This window comes from Enterococcus sp. BWR-S5, from assembly GCF_016745255.1.
Taxonomy (GTDB): Bacteria; Bacillota; Bacilli; order Lactobacillales; family Enterococcaceae; genus Enterococcus_L.
The window spans coordinates 16,045-35,198 of the sequence record NZ_JADOEQ010000010.1 but is presented as its reverse complement, the minus strand read 5'-3'; the positions used below and the strand labels follow the sequence as shown (position 1 = coordinate 35,198).

Annotated in this window: 16 protein-coding genes; 2 read left to right on the top strand and 14 right to left on the bottom strand. The window is 39.2% G+C overall.

The genetic code is table 11. The features are described 5' to 3' along the window. Positions 1 to 9: 9 nt before the first annotated feature. Positions 10 to 531, bottom strand: coding sequence for a cyclophilin-like fold protein (locus tag IW510_RS12255; protein ID WP_202060047.1), 522 nt, complete (start codon positions 529 to 531; stop codon positions 10 to 12). 48 nt (positions 532 to 579) lie between these two features. Continuing rightward, positions 580 to 1,143, bottom strand: coding sequence for a DapH/DapD/GlmU-related protein (locus tag IW510_RS12250; RefSeq protein WP_202060045.1), 564 nt, complete (start codon positions 1,141 to 1,143; stop codon positions 580 to 582). Between the two features lie 112 nt (positions 1,144 to 1,255). Here IW510_RS12250 and IW510_RS12245 point away from each other — a divergent pair, with 112 nt between their 5' ends. Next, positions 1,256 to 2,122 (top strand): LysR family transcriptional regulator, encoded by an 867-nt coding sequence (locus IW510_RS12245; RefSeq protein ID WP_202060043.1) that lies wholly within the window; start codon positions 1,256 to 1,258, stop codon positions 2,120 to 2,122. 107 nt (positions 2,123 to 2,229) lie between these two features. Here IW510_RS12245 and IW510_RS12240 read toward each other — a convergent pair whose 3' ends face one another. From IW510_RS12240 to IW510_RS12210, 7 genes are all read right to left on the bottom strand, one after another. After that, positions 2,230 to 3,456: an L-lactate MFS transporter gene (locus tag IW510_RS12240; RefSeq protein ID WP_202060041.1), complete on the bottom strand. Its 1,227-nt coding sequence runs from the start codon at positions 3,454 to 3,456 to the stop codon at positions 2,230 to 2,232. Between the two features lie 708 nt (positions 3,457 to 4,164). Then, entirely contained in the window at positions 4,165 to 6,198 is a 2,034-nt protein-coding gene (pbp4, locus tag IW510_RS12235; RefSeq protein WP_202060039.1) for a penicillin-binding protein PBP4(5), read from the bottom strand. A gap of 292 nt (positions 6,199 to 6,490) precedes the next feature. Beyond that, complete coding sequence (locus tag IW510_RS12230; RefSeq protein ID WP_202060037.1) at positions 6,491 to 7,918, bottom strand: 6-phospho-beta-glucosidase; 1,428 nt, start codon at positions 7,916 to 7,918, stop codon at positions 6,491 to 6,493. Between the two features lie 80 nt (positions 7,919 to 7,998). Further along, on the bottom strand, positions 7,999 to 9,843 hold the full coding sequence (locus IW510_RS12225) for a beta-glucoside-specific PTS transporter subunit IIABC (protein ID WP_202060035.1): 1,845 nt from the start codon (positions 9,841 to 9,843) through the stop codon (positions 7,999 to 8,001). A gap of 266 nt (positions 9,844 to 10,109) precedes the next feature. Then, positions 10,110 to 11,000, bottom strand: a complete 891-nt coding sequence (locus IW510_RS12220) for a MurR/RpiR family transcriptional regulator (protein WP_202060033.1) — start codon at positions 10,998 to 11,000, stop codon at positions 10,110 to 10,112. Between the two features lie 131 nt (positions 11,001 to 11,131). Beyond that, a complete protein-coding gene (locus IW510_RS12215) occupies positions 11,132 to 12,139 on the bottom strand; it encodes an aldo/keto reductase (RefSeq protein ID WP_202060031.1) in 1,008 nt (335 codons plus the stop codon). A gap of 80 nt (positions 12,140 to 12,219) precedes the next feature. After that, the gene (locus tag IW510_RS12210) at positions 12,220 to 13,065 is read right to left on the bottom strand and encodes an aldo/keto reductase (RefSeq protein WP_202060029.1); all 846 of its coding nucleotides are present in this window, start codon (positions 13,063 to 13,065) and stop codon (positions 12,220 to 12,222) included. Between the two features lie 124 nt (positions 13,066 to 13,189). Here IW510_RS12210 and IW510_RS12205 point away from each other — a divergent pair, with 124 nt between their 5' ends. Beyond that, positions 13,190 to 13,603, top strand: coding sequence for a MerR family transcriptional regulator (locus tag IW510_RS12205; protein ID WP_202060027.1), 414 nt, complete (start codon positions 13,190 to 13,192; stop codon positions 13,601 to 13,603). A 187-nt stretch (positions 13,604 to 13,790) separates the two neighbouring features. Here the strand turns inward: IW510_RS12205 and IW510_RS21580 are convergent, their stop codons facing one another. The 5 genes from IW510_RS21580 to IW510_RS12180 all read right to left on the bottom strand — a co-directional run bounded on the left by IW510_RS21580 (position 13,791) and on the right by IW510_RS12180 (position 19,125). Continuing rightward, positions 13,791 to 14,090 carry an LPXTG cell wall anchor domain-containing protein gene (locus IW510_RS21580; protein WP_202060025.1) on the bottom strand — a complete coding sequence of 100 codons (300 nt, stop codon included), beginning with the start codon at positions 14,088 to 14,090 and terminating at the stop codon, positions 13,791 to 13,793. Positions 14,091 to 14,120: 30 nt separating this feature from the next. Next, positions 14,121 to 14,594, bottom strand: coding sequence for a hypothetical protein (locus IW510_RS12195; protein WP_202060023.1), 474 nt, complete (start codon positions 14,592 to 14,594; stop codon positions 14,121 to 14,123). A 19-nt stretch (positions 14,595 to 14,613) separates the two neighbouring features. Beyond that, positions 14,614 to 15,087, bottom strand: a complete 474-nt coding sequence (locus tag IW510_RS12190) for a tRNA (uracil-5-)-methyltransferase (RefSeq protein WP_202060021.1) — start codon at positions 15,085 to 15,087, stop codon at positions 14,614 to 14,616. Positions 15,088 to 15,097: 10 nt separating this feature from the next. Continuing rightward, on the bottom strand, positions 15,098 to 17,347 hold the full coding sequence (locus tag IW510_RS12185) for a BspA family leucine-rich repeat surface protein (RefSeq protein WP_202060019.1): 2,250 nt from the start codon (positions 17,345 to 17,347) through the stop codon (positions 15,098 to 15,100). 239 nt (positions 17,348 to 17,586) lie between these two features. Beyond that, the gene (locus IW510_RS12180; RefSeq protein WP_202060017.1) at positions 17,587 to 19,125 is read right to left on the bottom strand and encodes a helix-turn-helix domain-containing protein; all 1,539 of its coding nucleotides are present in this window, start codon (positions 19,123 to 19,125) and stop codon (positions 17,587 to 17,589) included. Positions 19,126 to 19,154: the final 29 nt, after the last annotated feature.

The window sequence follows — 19,154 nt, the reverse complement described above, 5'->3', positions numbered from 1 at the left end:
TTGAATAGGTTAGTTCAATTCTATTTGTATCGTATTCCTATCTGCTAAAAAATCCAACGCATCTGCTTCTCTAATTTTTCCAATTCGTGTATAAGAATAGGACGTACTAAAGCTCTTATAGAAAATCACCAGACAGTCAGAGTCGAATAGCATGACATCTCCTTTCTCAATATTCTCCACTAGTTTGGGATTTGTTGGTAACTCTTCAGATAAGTAAAGATATTTTTCATTTTGATGTAAATCCTCCATCACAGCAGTAATCGGCAATAGCTGTACAAAGGCTTCAGCAGTTTCGTTAGCATCCAATTCTAGGTGAAACGTCTGATTCTCAATTGTTATCTGTTTAATAATCACTTCCGACTCCTCATCTTCTAATTGCGCCTCTTCCAGTACAGTGGTTTGTGTCTCTAATCCCTCCTGAGAACCAGATGTGCGGGGACTATTTGGAGACTGAGATGAGCATGCTGAAAGAACAAAAAATCCACAAACAATGGCTATCGACAGATAGTGTCTTATCTTCTTTCCGCTCATTCGTTGTCACCTCTTGAAACGCGAGTATAGATGCTACTCTTGTCCTCCCTACTCAACCTTACGAATTTCCTTTGCCGGACTGCCCGCCACAATTACATTTGCCGGTACATCCCTTGTCACTGTAGAATCTGCTGCAACAATCGCATTTTCTCCAATCGTGACTCCTGATAAAATCGTTGCATTTGCACCAATCCACGAATTTTTCTTAAGGACAATTGGTGCTACTCTTAAACCGCGTCTCTGTTTAGGTTCGACTAAATGATTGACTGTAATGAATCGAGCACTCGGACCAATCAACACATGGTCTTCCACTGTGATACCGCCTAAATCAACAAATGTCACATTTTTATTAATAAAAATATTCTTGCCTAAGGTGATATGCCGACCAAAATCGCTGTAAAATGGCTGTGATATAGTGGTTGACGAGTCAATTACTTTTCCGGTGATTTTTTCAAGATAGCTTAGCATCTCTTCATTTGTGCGATACTGGGTATTCAGCTCCATCAGTAGTCGTTCATTATTCTGCTTCACTAAATGGAGCTCTTTGCTTAAAGCTGAATCAGGTAAGATATCATGATTCAACAGCCTTTTCTGTAAATCAAAATCAGTCATTCTTGTTCCCCCTCACTTTCTACTATCCCTATTGTATCTAACTTTGCTATACTTAACTAATACTTATATCGAATGACTAATCATAACTTTTAGCTATAGGAGGAGGTTTACATTGGAATTACGAGTTTTAAATTATTTCTTGACTGTTGCCAGAGAGAAGACTATCAGCAAAGCCGCTGAAGCGCTGCATCTTTCACAACCAACACTTTCCAAGCAGCTGAAGGAGTTAGAAGACGAGCTGGGTGTCACTCTATTCACAAGGGGCAATCGAACCATTACATTAACAGAGGAAGGGATTTATCTCGCTAATAAAGGGAAAGAGATTCTAGCTCTTGTCGAAGCAACGACAACAAATCTAGTATCAGATGATCTCATCAGTGGTGAGGTTTCACTAGGCGGAGGAGAGACACAGGCCTTTGAGTTTGTTGCAATCCTTTTACGTGAGCTGAGAGAAAAGCATCCAGATATCAAGCTAAAGCTTTATAGTGGGAATGCTGATGACGTCATGGAGAAAATTGATCATGGACTACTGGATTTCGGGCTGGTTATTGATCCAGTAGAAAAACAGAAATATGAGCATCTTCGCCTGCCCCTGGCAGACTATTGGGGCGTGTTAATGAATGTTGAACATCCACTTGCTTCAAAGAAAACAATCGCTCCTGAAGATATCACCGATACCCCCTTATTGATTTCCAATCAGAGCTTGGTAGATAACCAACTCGCCGAATGGTTTGGTGAAAATCTCGATCATTTAATGATTGTGGGTACCTACAATCTGCTTTATAACGCGTCGCTCTTAGTAAAACAAAACGTTGCAAGCGCACTGTGTATCGATGGAATTATTCCTACTGAAAATACCAATTTAACCTTCATTCCTTTTTCCCCGCCCCTTAGCGCGACAATCAATATTATCTGGAAGAAAAATCAGATTTTTTCTAATGCCTCCAAAGCCTTTTTACAGCTGCTGCAGGGGAAATAACCAACTTCTTTCATAAAAAAATTGGTGAAAATAGACAATTAACTAGTGATTGCTGCTATTAACAGAAAAAACGAGAACTATCCCAATAGATAGTTCTCGTTTTTTCTCTATTCCTGAGCCAGCTTTCTACGCATAATTAATGATACTGTGAAAGCGATGGCTGATAAGATGATAAAAATGAATAGTGTTGTTGTATATCCGTCTGTCAATTGCTTCACAGTAGACAGTAGAACCGGACCGACAATACCTGCTGCAGCCCAAGCCGTTAAAATATAGCCATGGATTGCACCGACCTCTTTCATGCCGAATACATCGCCGATATAGGCTGGTATAATTGAAAATCCAGCACCGTAGCAGGTCATGATAATACATACCAATGCCGCAAAAAAGATAGCTGAGCTTGAGAAATACAGCGCAGTCAACGCGATGGCATTTACCACGAAAATTGTCGAGTATACCTTGGGACGACCAAATTTATCCGAGATTGTTGCCCAGAACAAACGACCTAGGCCATTGAAAATCCCCATAATCCCAACCATAGCTGCCGCCATTTGATCCGACATACCGGTCATTTCCTGTGCCATTGGTGAAGCAGCTGACACGATACCAATCCCGCATGTAATATTTAGGAAAAGCATCAGCCAAAGCATCCAGAATTTTTGTGTTCGAATGGCTTCATTTGCAGTAAGACCATCTGAGACATCGATTTTCTTTCCATCAAATGGCTTCTCTTCCTCCACCATTCCCTCAGGCTTCCAATCCTTGGGCGGTTTTTCAAGGTAGCGTGAGGCAAGAAACATGACGCAGAAATACATAGCGCCTAATATATAAAACGTATTAGATATTCCTACTTTTCCCATTAAAAATTGTGCAATTGGACTAGTAATCAATGAAGCAAATCCAAAGCCCATAATCGCCATTCCTGTCGCAAGACCTCTTCTATCCGGAAACCAGCGAATCATGGTTGAAACAGGTGTCACATAACCTGACCCCAACCCAATTCCACCAATTAAACCATATGTGACGTACAACAGCGGCAATGATTGAACTTGAATAGCTACACCAGTCAATGCGATGCCTGCCCCAAAGAAAATGGACGCAACTGTTCCAGTCGTTTTTGGCCCATAGTGTTCAACAAATTTCCCCATAAATGCAGCAGATATACCCAAACAAAAAATGGCTATACTGAAAGCAAATGAAATAGAGGTCGGCGACCAGCCGGTCAGCTCATTAATCGGCTTAGTATAAATGCTCCAAGCATACGCTGAACCAATTGACAAGTGCACAGATACGCCTGCCAACGCAATCAGCCACCGATTTTTCACTTTACTCACTTAAAAATCTCTCCTTCTCTTCGTAGCAGCACACAAACAACAAATTTTACAATCTGTAATTACATGAAACAAACATGATAAATGACACGTTCTTGTATGTCTGCTAATGGTTATCCAATATTTTCTATTCTACTATTATCTAACATCTACCGTGCCAATACTCAACGCTCCTTGTAGATGAGTTTATTCGCATATTCAGACTCAGTAAGAAATCCTAACACCACCTTCATAAAGTGGCTTATTACTTCTTACATCCGATTTCTATCTCTATACATAATTGGTTTATCCTATAAAAAAACAGTTGCCCAATGAGTATTGGCAACTTTTTATTGCTTACTTATTTTCTACTAACAATACCCCCTCAATAGTTTTTTACTGCTAGTTGTTCTTACAAACAGCAGTAATCCCCATTCCCTGATATCGACCATAGAAGCCCCCTTTTATATAACAATTATTATATAAGATACATTGTACCAGTACAGATAGATAAGTCAAATGGAAAAATAGTATTATATAGGGATTTATCTCCCTTTCATATCTGTTAACATCCAGCACCATCTGCATATTAACGAATCCGCATTTCCTTTTTTTGAGAATAGATACGCGTTATCATCACAGCTCGACAAAAGACTTAACAATAAAAAGACCGGTGCGTGATTGATACGCCCAGCCTTTTTACTTGGTGCAAATGAATAAAATAGTTGCTTACTATTTATAATTTGCTTCTAAATATTGAACAACCGCCGCTGCTTTTTCTGTAGCAGTTCCATTTTCTCTTGAGTTTTCCGACATAATTAATCCCATAAAATTACGATTGTTGACATCGAAAAACAACAAAAAACTATTTTCAGTTCCCAGAGTATCTTGCTTTTCCTTTATTTCAGCCGTTCCTGTTTTTGCTGCGAGAGTAAAGTCAGGGTTATTCAAGCTGTAAACATACCCTTCCGGTGATGCCACACTATCTATCAAATCGTTCAGTACCGTATTCGCTGATTCTGAACCGATAACGCTTTGCTTCGTTTTTACTTCTTGACCTTTAATTATCTGAGGATAGACAATTGCTCCATCGTTCATAAAAACACTATACATTGCTAGCTGAGTAATTGGAGAAATCATCAGCTCTCCTTGTCCATAAGCTGTATCTGCTAAAAGAATTTCCGAGTTAAAGGTATCTTCATTTGAGATACTCGCCGGCTCAATATAAATTGGCAAATCCAATTCTTCCCCAAAAATAAACTTGTTCAATCCGCTTCGGAAAACATCTTCGCCCATTTCCAGGCTTTTCTGTGCAAAGAAAATATTATCAGAATAAACGAGCGCCTTTTTCAAATCAACGACAGGTGTCTCCTTGACCCTTGTTGTCCAAAAACCGCCCCAGCTGGCATCCTTTTGCCATTTTAGACCGTCAATACTTCGTTCCTCCGTAGTTGTGATATGACCTGAATCTAAACCAATAGCTGCTGTTATTGTCTTAAACGTCGATCCTGGTGCATAGCGATTAGAAAAGCGTGCCATAAACGGTAAATTTGTGTCATCTGCATATGTTTTATACTCTTCTTCCGAAATACCTAATACCATTTTATCGGGGTTATAAGATGGGGCACCTGTCGCAACCAGCAGCTCTCCTGTTTTTGGTTCGGAGATAACTGCGGTTGAGGGCTTGCCTGCCAATGAATCATAGGCAATTCTTTGTGCCTCACTATCTATTGTCAAGGTAATATCAACCGAATCGACTTTTTCTAGCTTCAAAAGTGATTTTTTTACTTGTCCATCTTTATCAACAATATCAATTGTTACACCTGTTTTCCCTCTTAGCTTTTCATCTAGGGCTGCTTCCAAGCCTGATTTTCCGATAGCATCATTTTCAGACAGCTCAGGATTTTTTTCAATATCTTCCGCACTGACCTTGCCAACATAGCCAAGTAAGTGAGCAGTTGCTTCTCCAAAAGGATAATGCCGTTGATTGGTACTGCCAATCGTCACCCCTTGCGGTAATCCGGCAATCTCCAATGTGCTCATTGCATTCTCCAGTGTCTTGATTGGGACAAATAAATCATCCTTTACCCAAGCTTGGTTTAATTTGTCATTTATTGTTTCAACAGAGAGACCAAATTCCTCACTAATTGCTTGTATGTTCTGTTCTTTTTCGGCTCCTTCTCCAAGCTGGCCCGGAATTATTCCGGCTTGCTGATAATCATAATTTTCAGCAAGCTTCACGCCATTTCTATCCAGTATTTCTCCACGAGCAACTTCATCTGCTGCGACCTTGATTGTATCCTCTTCACTCATATCTGGAAAAATCAATGCCGGAGTCCATACAAATGAGTAATCTTCATCCTGCTTTTTCAAATCAACAGTATATTTATCCGTGACAATATCGCCAAATTCAGTAACCAAGTCTAAGTAGTAAGTAACCTTATAATCACCTTTTTCGGTTTTAGTTTTGGAGATATCCTTCACTTTTATCTCTCTTACACCAATCCCACTAAAAATGATTTCATATCTTTGCGTCGTTTCTTCTTTTGTTGTTTCATAGTTAGTAAATGATTTTTCAGAAAATAGCTCGTTGTATTTCGCGAACTCTTGCTTTGTTAGAGCTTTCGTATAGGCATCTACGATACTTTCAACCTTCTTTTTCTCATTTTGACTTGATACGAAAAAATAGCCTGCGACTGAACAGACAGCCACACCAACAATAACAACGGCTCCAACAAGTATCTTTTTATTTCTTTGTTTCCCCATACCAACACTCCTTTTCCTAATTTAATAAGATCAACTCAATACTTTCTCATTCTATTTTACAATGATGGGCTGTACAAAAATAGCTCAACGCATGAAAATTATTATTTATTTATTGGATTCTTAAAAATCGATGCCAGTTACTTCATCAACGGTTTTATTGAGGTAAGAAAGCAGGTAGATAGAAAAAACCTCCATGATTTCTCATGGAGGTTGAATGTTCTTAGCCGAGCCATTTTTTTATCGAAGTGACCTGTTTTAAGCTTACAAATTGAAGTCAGCTTTAGGTCAAGACTTATTCTAGCATTTCTCCATTTGAAGCAATGACTTGCTTATACCACTCAAATGATTTTTTCTTTGTTCGTTTCAATGAACCATTACCTTCATCGTCTCGATCAACATAAATGAAGCCATAACGTTTACTCATTTGTCCTGTGCTTGCAGCAACTAAATCGATGCAGCCCCATGTTGTATAGCCTAACAGCTCGACACCATCAATCTCCACCGCATCCTTGAACGCTTCAATATGCCTTTTCAGATAATCAATACGGTAGTCATCTGACACATAGCCGGTTTCATCCGGTGTATCGATTGCACCAAGTCCATTTTCTACGATAAATAATGGTTTTTGATACCGATCATACAATTGATTCAGCGAATTCCTCAAACCAAGCGGATCAATTTGCCAGCCCCATTCCGTAGAAGGAAGATTCTCGTTTTTTATAGAAGGGAATATGTTGCCTGTTGCCTGTTCATAGTCTTCTGCATGTGCACTTACAGTTCGAGAGCAGTAGTAGGAAAACGTCACAAAATCAACCGGAGATTCTGCCAGGATTGCCTTATCCTGTTCCTCCATGTGAATATTTAGACCTTCACGTGCCAGCTTTTTCAATGCATAATTAGGGTATTTCCCACGTGCCTGTACATCAATGAAAAAATACCCTTCTCGGTCTCTGCGAATTGCCTCTTGATAATCCTCCGGTCGACAAGTGTAAGGGTAATGACTTCCGCCAGCCAGCATACACCCAACCTTGTTATCGGGGTCTATCTCGTGAGCAATTTTTGTGGCTAGAGCACTGGCGATTAATTGATGATGAGCAGCTTGATACTTGATTTCTTCCTTGTTGTCTCCCTCTTTAAAAACAATCCCTCCGCCGACAAAAGGCTGATGAAGCAAGATATTGATTTCATTAATCGTCAGCCAGTACTTTACCCTTCCTTTATAGCGCTGCATTACTGTTTCAGCATAGCGTGTATAAAACTCAATCATACGACGATTCTTCCACCCGCCATATTCCTTAATCAGATGAATCGGCACATCAAAGTGGGCAATCGTAACTAATGGCTCAATCCCGTGCTTTTTCAGCTCTTCAAAAATAGCCTCATAAAATAGCAGCCCTTCTTCGTTTGGCTCCTCCTCATCACCATTAGGAAAAATTCGCGACCAAGACAGCGACATTCGATAAACCTTAAAGCCCATTTCGGCAAACAGCTTTATATCCTCAAGATATTGATGATACATATCAATCGCCTGTTTTGCAGGATAATAATAGCCATCTTTCCATTCCAACATCTCCATCTCACCTAAGCTGACTGCTCGGCGGTCCTCACCAAAGGGCAAAACATCAATGTTTGAAAGCTTTCTACCGCCTTCCAGTACACCGCCCTCTACTTGATTGGCCGCTGTTGCACCACCCCATAAAAAATTCTTATCTAAAACCATCGTTCTATCTCTCCTCATTCAATCTGTCATTTCGTTTAAAATAAAGCAACAACGACATCCCCATTTTTTGAAATAACCAGCTAAACCTTCACTGCCAAAATGTCCTGATTCCATTCTGGAGCGCCAACCGTAATTGTTTCAATCGAAGCATACTGTGGTGTATTCGTCACAACAACTGGTACCTGTGTATCATAGCCTGCCGCTTGAATTTTCTCTAAATCGAAAGTCAAGATTGGCTGTCCTTTTGTCACTTGTTGGTCTGTTTCTACTAATGCTTCAAAATATTGTCCATTAAGCTCAACAGTATTTAACCCAATATGAATCAAGAGCTCAACACCTGTATCTGATACTAGCCCAATCGCATGCTTGGTTGGGAAAACAGCTACTATTCGACCATTGAATGGCGCAACCACTTTTCCTTCACTCGGTTCGATGGCAAAGCCTTTCCCTAATGCTTCAGAAGCAAAGGCTTCATCGTGTACCTCACTTAAAGGAACAATCTCACCTTTAATGGGACTGATGATTAATGTATCCTCTAAAACAATTTCTTTTACCTCAGGCAACTCGTCTGTTTCAAATTTGAAGCTGAGAATATAGGTTAAGACTGCTGTTACTCCGGCAGAGATTAACAACGCAATGACAATATTCCAAAAGAATCTCATCGTGTCGTCACCGATATAAAGCAAAATTGCAGGGAGTCCGGACGAGCCTGTCGCAAAGCGATGCGTGTTCGTTAATCCGGCATATAGTCCACCAAAGCCGCCTCCAATCATAGCTGCTACCAAAGGATATTTCTTTGGTAAATTGACTCCATATAAGGTTGGTTCAGTAATACCCATATACGCAGTAATTGAACCGGAGGTAGCCAACTGCCGCAGCTTCTTATCCTTTGTTCTAAAGGCTACTACCGCTGAAGCTGTCGCCTGTGCGATATTTGAGCACACACAACCGGGACCAAAAATACTATCATAGCCAAGCTCTGCCATTTGCATTACGCCAAGAGGTGCAACCCCATTATGAAGACCAAACATCACCATAATCGGTAGGAAACCACCGATAAGAACTGCAGGTACCCAGCTGGCATGAACGCTGAGGAACGTAAAGAAACTTGCAAGATAACCGCCGATAATACTGCCAAAAGGACCCAATACGGAGAAGGCCAATGTCCCCATGACAAGGAAGGTCAGCATAGGAACAAATACTAGCTCCACTGATTTTGGAATGATTCGATTTAAGAATTTTTCAACGTATGATTGGACAAAGATAACCAATAAAATTGGAATAACTGATCCAGTATAAGTTGCTAAAGTAAACGGAATAATATCAAAAAATTGAACCGGATCACCAGCTGTTACTAGTGCGCCCCAGTTGGGATGCATCATGATAGCGGCAACAGAGGCAGCCAGAATTGGATTACAACGCAGCTTCTGTGCTTCTGTAAAAGCCAAAATCATTGGTAGGAAATAGAATACGCCATCCGCAAACATATTCAATAAATAATAGGTTTGTGAATCAGTTGAAATCACTTGAAAAACAACCAGCAAAGCTAAAACAGCCTTTACCATCCCAGCACCTGACAAAGCTGGAATTACTGGCTGGAAGGTGCCTGCTACAAACTCAATAATTGACGTAAAAATCCCCTTTTTCTCTCCTGAAGGCTCTTTTGACGGATCAAGCTCAAGCCCTTTCTCCACCTCTTCAAATACGTCTTTTACATGTGTGCCAATCACGACTTGATGGACGCCTGCATTAGAAATGTATTTTGCCACTCCCTCTAAGGATTCCAAGCCCGCTATATCAATTTTTGTTTCATCAGAAACTTTAAAACGCAATCGAGTCTGGCAATGGTAACCATCCGTAATATTTTCTTTTCCACCTAACTTCTCGATAATATCATGAGCCAATTTCTCATATTTCTTACTCATGGTAAGTTCCCCTTTCATTGCAACAAGATGCTGTTTTTGAGCTAACCGGTTAGTCATATCTTGTTTATAATTGAACAATATCACGTTTAGATAGCGTTTCCAACAGTTCTTTGAGAAGATGAAACGTATTCCATCTTTTCTAAAAACAAGCTGGTTTTGATGGAATTCATTTCATGGTTTACCCTGCCAGTTCATCCGTAATACATACGCTCATGAAAAAACAGCGGATAAAGTATTGGCCTCATACTTCATCCGCTGTTTATTATTTATTGTTCAGACAAATCCTTAAAGGTTGCCTGTCGTCTCGATTCAAGCTGTCTTGAGCTGGCAAGCTTCTTCTCCATGTTTGCTTCGTAATCTAAGGCAAAAACCTTCGAGAATAGCATCTCTACAATCAATAAGATCGATTCCTGCGTTGCATAATTTGAGATTTTTGAGTACAACTTTTCTTTACTAGATATATTGAGCACGATATCTGAATAATCCCGCAAATAGTTTTTTCCTCCACTGGTAATACTGATAATTGGTACATTATTTTTCTTTAGAATTTTCACATTACTGGTTGGGCTTTCCTCCGGGCTATTGCCGGAATAGGAGATGATAACCGCACAATCCTTTTCCGTAAGTGTATGAGAAATGATGCCGCTCTCTCCTGAATTAGCCATAAAAGCCTTCTTATGGATGCTTAACAGGTTTCTTCTGAACAATTCTCCATAATAATAGTTAGGGCTTGTTCCGTAAATCACTACATTGGCGGACTTTTGAATAATGGCAGCTGCCTTGTTTAAGTCTTCAACAGCCATCAGCGACACAGTGTCCTTAATACTTTGAATCTTCAGACTGACAAGATTTTCAATCATCTCCAATGAATCATCTGTTCCTAAAAAGGGAAAATTGGGGTCCACATCCTTATAGGCGTTGTCATCATGATAAGCAACTTCGTGGGTAAAGGCGTACATGAATTCCTTCCAGCCGGAGTAACCAAAAAATTTGGCAAAACGTACTAATGTCGGCTTGGAGGTAAAGGTTTGCTTGGCAATATCTTCCATTGAAAAATCTTGTAGCTGATTACGATTTTCCAGTATAAACTCTCCAATAGCCCTTTTGGCATCATTCTCCTTGAAAACCGCTTCTTCAATTCGTTGAAACAAGTACATTTAGCAAACACCCTTTCAAAAAAAGAATTCCTGATTCCTGTTAGCTGTAGCCTATCTTCATATCCGGAAGCAGAGTTATGCTTCCATTCTATCAGTCTTTTCTCTTTCTAGAAAGATGCCTTTCAGCTAAATTACTTCTTTAACCAATTACTGCTGAATCTTACTTGTTCAGACTCGACATGTCCTCTGTGTCCATGCACTTGAATCTTGTCTAAAGCCTCTTCAATGGCGTTAAATTCGTAATCACTTAGCTCCACGGTTGATGCGCCAAGATTTTCAAGTATCCTCTCCTGATTTTTCGACCCGGGAATTGGAACAGCATTTGGGTATTTATGGAGCATCCATGCCAGTGAAATCTGAGCGTTTGTCGCTCCTTTTTGTGCGGAAAATTTTGAAAGAATATCCAAAATTGGTTGATTAGCAAGAATATTTTCTTTAGAGAGCTGAGGCACGAACTTTCGCACATCATCTCCTTCAAATGCAGTTTCTGTTGTTACTTTTCCAGAAAGAAAACCGCTGGCAATCGGAGAAAACGGTACCACGCCTATATTTTCTTTTAGACAATATGGAAAAATATCTATTTCACTATCCCTCTCCATCATTGAATAGAGATTTTGAACTGCAGATACAGGTGTTACCTCGTGGGCTTTGCGAAGCGTCTCAGCCGACACCTGAGAAAGACCCCAGCCTTTGATGTAACCTTCTTGAATGAGCTTAGCCATCACATCAGCCAGCTGCTCCAAAGGGACCTGTTCATTGATTCGATGCAAATAATAAAGATCAATAACATCTGTTTTCAAGTTTTTCATCGAAGCATTTAGATGCTTTGTAACCAGCTCGTAAAGATTCTTACCCTTTTCATACTCACCTGCTTGAATATGAAATTTGGTCGCTAATACAATCTGGTCTCTAAATGACTGCACGGCTTTTCCTACTAACCGCTCATTATGACCGGCATAAAACATTTCTTGTCCATAGGATTCCGCTGTATCAAAAAAGGTACACCCAAAATCATGGGCTTGCTGAATCGCTTTGATACTATATTCCTCAGTCGGTACAGCACCATACCCATGAGAAAAACCCATGCAGCCCATACCGATTTCCGAAACTTCAATAGTTCTTAGTTGTCTTTTTTTCAACCAAATGACCTCCATTGTAATGTAAAGTGAGTCTTTTTTGCAGACGTGCTTTCGCCTTGCCGGCAAGAAACATCTACATGCTATAGTTTTAACCCCGTTAGGAAATCGACGGTTTCCGGATCATAGTGTGAAAAGAACAGACTCTCCCCTTGATCCAGTCCCTGAATTGTCGCCATGTCTTGGTTAGACAAAACAAAATCGAAAACATCAAAGTTTTGAATCATTCGGTCTTTATTAACTGTTTTTGGAATCACTACTACCTTTCTCTGAATCAAATAGCGCAGGGCAACCTGAGCAACAGATTTCTGATGCTTGTCTCCAATCTCTGCCAGGGTTTCGTTCGTAAAGAAATCATTTTTCCCTTCAGCAAAGGGTCCCCAAGATTCAATCTGTGTGTGATATTTTTCCATAATTTTCTGTGCTTCAACCTGTTGATTGAATACATGTGTTTCCACCTGATTCACCATTGGAGGAATCTCACTGAATTTGGCAATATCAATAAAGCGATCCGGATAAAAATTGCTGACACCGATAGCTTTAAGTTTTCCAGCCTTGTAGTACTCTTCCATCGCACGATAGCTTCCATAATAATCATTGAACGGTTGATGAATTAAAACGAGGTCAATGTAGTCTGTTTGCAGTTTTTCCAACGATTCATTCAATGATTGTTTCGCCTTTTCATAACCGCCATTACTAATCCAAATCTTTGTCGTAAGAAAGAATTCTTCTCTAGGTATCCCGCTATTAATGATTGCACGCCCAACAGCTTCTTCATTGCCATACGCTTGTGCAGTATCAATTGAACGGTAGCCAACCTCGATAGCTTCTGTAACCACGCGTTCACACTCAGTCAAATCAGTCACCTGATACACACCAAAACCTAGAATAGGCATTTCTACACCATTCACTAAAGTAATTGTTTCCATCTTCTTGTCTCCTCCTCTAATTAAATGATACACTTGGACTATACTCCATTCGGGTAACTCGAAGTCAAGGGTTTTACAAAAAATTTCTTTGAGTCAACTACATTTATAAAAAGAGGTGCTGTCTATGTATACTGTTAATGACGTTTCTGAACGATTGAATCTTTCCAAACACACCATTCGCTATTACACCGACCAAGGCTTAATTCCCAATTTACAACGTGACAAGAATAATAACCGCATATTTGATGATGCTTCGCTAAATTGGCTCATTGGCGTTCGCTATCTTAAGAATTGTGGGATGTCTATTCAAGATATTCGTGAATACAATCAGCTTTGTCTTCTAGGAGATTCAACGATTGATGAACGCTTTGACATTATTTTAAAGCAGAAGGCTCTGGCAGAGGAACAGTTGCTGGAAGCTCAGAAGCGCTATAAATACCTGGAAGATAAGCTTGAACTATACGAAAAAATAAAAAATCGTCAGCATACCGATACAGCGAATCCTGATAAATGGCCAATTAACCAAGTAACGGTGTGATAGTCGTATAACTTTGAATCCTGCTTTATTGAAAAGAAATGCAACATGGTAATTGCTCTACAAACTTAATGGTTGTTGCCACTAGCCATTAACAAGAAAAAAAGCCCTTGATAGAATCATTGAAAATGATTTACCAAGACCTTCTTGCCTGTTGATTTTCTTATAGTCGCTTTGCCGGAAAACTGCTCTACCTTCTTTTTCTACGAAATACTGTCAGTGAAAAAAGGAGACAGCATCCGCCAATAAATGTCAAACTAGTCAGCATCTCACCAGTTGCCGGTAAAGCTGGCTGTTTTTTTCTGATGGAGCCCTCATTATTTTCTGAGGCTCCTTTTTCAATTTCAATCATAGATTCGCTAGTCGCTGTCTCTTCCGGAATGACTAACTCCAATGTTGTCTGTCCTGCATGAGCTTCTACAGCTGTCAACAAACGGAAGCTGCCTATCAGACATACCAGCAATAGTAAGATTGTTATTCTAAATTTCACTGAACCACTCTCCTAATATGAATAACTCTATTACTTATAGCTAGCTCCGAAAACTAATGTCGTTGAATAGCTTCCAGCCAATTTTTCTCCCTGTGGAATACCGAATTCAATTTTGCTCACTTCTGTTTCAGCCATTGCGTATCCAGTGAAACTCCCGATTACTGGGTTTGCAACAGTAACGCTAGTCCCATTACTTTTAATGCTGCTAGTCAATTTGTCTGAAGTTGCCCCAGTACGTTCAAGTTCAATCTCGCCATCCGCCTTCAAACCACTTGTTAATCTAATTTCTACTTCCTTTTCCGGTTCCAAATTACGATTGATTGTTTTCACAGACATTTCCGTCACATTATCATGCAACAAATTTACGCTTTGTGGAAACACCAATGTATAATCACTTTCTACAGAGTATTCAACTTTTGTTGTATCTGCATGCGCAGTGTTTCCAATAAAAATAACCATTCCAAGTGTTGCTAAAGCTGAGACGCCTACTACTAATTTTTTCATAACTAATTTCCTCCTATGTCTATACGACAACTAATTTTAAATTTATTTCAGACCCATTCAAGGGTGACTGATCGTCTAAAGAAAAACATTCATATTTTAAGACTGCATCTGCATATTCACCCGCAGTCAAGGTCTTTTCCAACTCAATTGAATACATCCCTTTTTCAGGTTCAATTAAATCAGAAGTCCATAGTACTGAACCATCAGGATGAAGCAACGTTAATTTAAAGTAACAATCGTTGATTTCCGGATTGTGAAAATTGACCTCCTGCATTTTCTCGTCGGCATTTAAAGTTACTTTTTCAAAGCCTGGGATAGCGATAGTCGCAACCTCATTTTCTGCTGCTTTGTTTCGTTTTCCATCCCATGCCACTGCAGAAGAGTCAACGTCTAATAGATTGTCTTCCTCTTTAGACAATGAGTAGATTCTAAATACAGCAACAAGCGCTACTAACAACAGCAAGATTGTAATACCTACTTTTTTCTTTTTCATAATTAACCACCTATTCATACTTGATTGAGAAGACAAGTTGCCCTTCATAGCTGCCGGCTTGAGCTGTCTCCGGTCTCATTAGCTGGATATTGGAACTCTTTGATACGGGTTCTAATCCTGGCTCAACAGTTAACACATTCCAACGATCACCGGGATGCTGCTCCCATTTTAGCTGAGTATAAACAGCTATATCAGCATTTCTTTCATGAATCAGCTTCAATTGAAAAGATTCGTCAATCTGACTTTCTTCTTGCTTAAGACTGACTTCCAATGTTTTTTCGCCGTTATTTACTCCTGATATAGAAAGCGTATCCTCCGAATTTATGTTTATCGTTGCCGGAATCGTCACTATAAAGCTTTCAATCCACTTGGCATAAATTGTTAAGGATTCAGCAGCTGGTTGACTGAAATCAAATTTCGTTGTGTACTCTTGATCAACATACCACCCGTCAAACCCACAATTTTCTTTTATCGGAATCAGCTCCGCCCAAAAATAGCCGGAAAAGGTTTCTTGATATATTACGTCCTCTCCCTCAAACTCTATAAAGCTGCCACCGTTCGCATTCATCGTCAATTGAAGCTGAGCGACTTTTCGATAAACACCAGCTTCATTCACCTCATTGTGATAATTCACCATTTCATCAGAGCTTGAAAAGATCATCGAACTATTTTCCTCTTTCCAAGCATAACCCTCTGTTAATGCAGGAAAGTTATAGTTAGGAATGGAAGAGAATTTGAACTCTTGCCCTAGTCGCACCAGAGAAAGCCTATAGCAATTAGAAAACATGGAAGCCATACTTGAAAGCCTGCTTGTATTGAAATTGCTTAAATCTAACTCTGTCAGGCTCGTGCAACCGCTAAGCATTGCGCTCATATTGGTTACCAATTTTGTATCAAAACTGCTAAGGTCTAGCGTTTTAAGACTTTTGCATTGTTCAAACATTTTGTATATATTCTTTAAAGAACTTGTATCGAAATTTGTTAAATCAAGGACTGACAGATTCGTACAATAAGCAAACATAGATTCCATTTCATTCACGGCGCTAGTGTCAAAGCTGCTCAAGTCTATCTCTGAAAGTTTGTTGCAATTAAAAAACATAGAGTTCATATTCCACACAGAGCGTGTATCAAAGACACTTACATCCAGCTTGGTCAAACTGTAGCATCCTTCAAACATCCCACTCATCGTTGTTACACTACTTGTATTAAAGCTGCTGACATTCAGTTCTGGCAATCTGCTACAGTTAGAAAACATTCGACTCATATTGGTCACCGCACTCGTATCAAAGCCGCTGACATCCAGCTTAGTTAAGCTATCGCAGAAATAAAACATAGAAGCCATATTTCTTACAGCACTTGTGTCAAATTCTTTTAGATCCAATTCAATTAAGCCTCTACAGCCATAAAACATCGAATTCATATCTCTCACCAAACGAGTATCAAAGCTGCTGACATCCAGCTCGATTAACCTCCTACAGTTGAAAAACATATAGCTCATATCTATGACAGCACTTGTATCGAAGCGACTTACATCTAATTTCATTAAATTGGTACAATCATAGAACATGTACGCCATTTGCCATACAGCACTCGTATTTAAACTACCGAAATCCACTTCCGTCAAGCTAGTGCAGCCAAAGAACATATTCATGGTCACACTCAGAACGCTTTCCTCATGAATAACATTTCTAAAAGAAACTCGTTCAAGCTTAGCCAGTCCTGCAAATGCAGCTTCCATCGAAGTGACGTCATTTAGAATGGCGTAGCCAAATTCAACAGCTTTCAGATTTGTATATGGTGAAAAGAAGTCACGAAAACTGCCATATAAATTGGCTTGTCCAAATTCAATTGATTCAATGACTTGAGCATAGTTTTCCCATCCAGCAGAGACTTCTCGAGTAATCACTCCTTCTATGGTCAGGTGTCCATCCGCATACAGTACCCACCTTCCGCTTGGCACTTCTCCCCAATCAATAATGGCATTATCAGCACGATCAAGTTCAAAAAAGTCAGTCGAAGTCTCTAGATTCTTTTCTTCCTCCTGAGAAATATCCAAACCGCTTGACTCTTCTAACCATTTATCTTCTGGTTCATTTGCAGCATTTTCCTCTTCATTAGTTGCAATTTCTACTTCAGCAACAGCCAAATCTGATTCGATAGCAAACAGATTATCCGTTGGTCCATTCAGTTTCTGTGCCATTGCGAAGCTTTGAGGCACACTAATGCTTGTTATGAGAGATAAAATAATAAGTATACCCATTTTAAATTTCTTCACTATTTTTAAACCTTTCTCTGCTTCTAGTAGGATATGTGCGTTTTGCGCTCACTCTTATGGACTTATTCTAGCTAAAAAAAACAAGGTAGTTCGATATTTTTTTTTAAACTATTAAAATTTTTGAACACGTTTATTTTGAGAAAACTAAAAAAACTCACTTGAATGCTGCTGGCAAAACATTTCTGCCAATCGCATTCAAGTGAGTTGATTCACAAAACCAAAAATCACTCTGTCCTTTTGTTGATTAATTTTTTAGTAGCTATCTCAGCCAGCTTCACATTAATCTTTTCATAGTCTGATTGAACCCATCGAGTATTTACGTATACCACAGGTTGATTGATGCGCAGAGTCGTTAATACTTGCGGTGACAAAGAAAAGTCACTAATGAAGAGATCAATATTTCTTTCCAAAACATTGGTTACGATAATGTTATAGTAATTTGAAAAATAGCTTTTAAAATCAAAAGAAGCAGTTTCGTTAGAAATAACAGATAAAAGGGCTATCTTTATCGGACGAGTGTGCTTGGAAAAATCAATTCGCTTCTCAAATATAATAAGGTAATCAGAGGCGATCGCCTGTTTAAACGGAACTAAGGCAGATAGCTCTTCCAGCTCCAATAATGCTCTGACAAGCGGACGCAAGTGATTAATTTTGTGCATTTTCCTCGGGTTTCTTTCAATATCCATGTAACCGATAATAACCGACTTCAGATTGAGACTTAAGCCATTAAACAAAAAATGGCGATAATTCACGCACATTAACGAATAGAATAGTAGCTCTCTTTCATGCTCTGAGAAAGGAGTTGAGAGTTGTTGCTCCACTTTCTCACCAATAAACAAAACAGTATCTAAAAAGTCATTTTCTCTAAATGTTTTTTCAGAATAAAAGAAGCCAGGGACACGTTCAATTGAAGTATAACTGCCAAATGCAAGAAGAACACTACATAGAAGTGTTGTGGTAAAGCAAAGTGCTTTGCCATTTATGTTGGGTAAATAGTGTTTCAGGTCCTTTTGAAACGCTTCTACTGAGTGTCTCGATTCTTCAGAATAAGGTGCATACAAAGGGACATCGAATGTTCGCGCTTGCGAAACTAAATAATTTTGCCTGTCTCTTAATAAATGAACGCCTATATAGTAATGAATAAGCATACTCTTATCGATTAAACCGGCTATGTATATCTCTTCAGGACAATTCGTCAAAAGCTTCGAAATCTCAAAATACTGAATGTAAGAAAACGGCCATAGTTCACCTCCATAAACTGTTAAAAACAAGAAACTATAATACAACCTTATGCCCAACTCATCGCCTTCAAGACGAACACCATTTCTCGTAGAAATATACATTTTATTTTCGTCCAGCATCTGATTTAACTCTCTAATATCTTTTCTTATTGCGGTATATGAGATATGGAGCTTATTGGCTAAGGCTTGCAGATTAGGAAACGAAGAAGTTAGTAGTAATTCCAGTAGAATAAATTTTGTTGATTCTCTAATATACGCATGAATCAGTAGCTGCACACTCATATTTTCATGAAGCTGTAATGAATACATCTGATTAGACGGTGAGTGTCTGATTGAAAAGCTGTCATATCCAAATCTAAGTACATCCTCATTAATCGTGTCAATCATGGAAAGCAGCGTAGGGTAGGTCATATTTAATGATTCCAGTAAAACTTTTTGATCACAAGAATGATTCTTAGCGTGGAATATTTTTTCAATAATCGCTACTTTTTTTCGGCTTTTTGTATCTAATAATCCAAACATGTCATCTCACTTCTCCCCCCGTATTTATC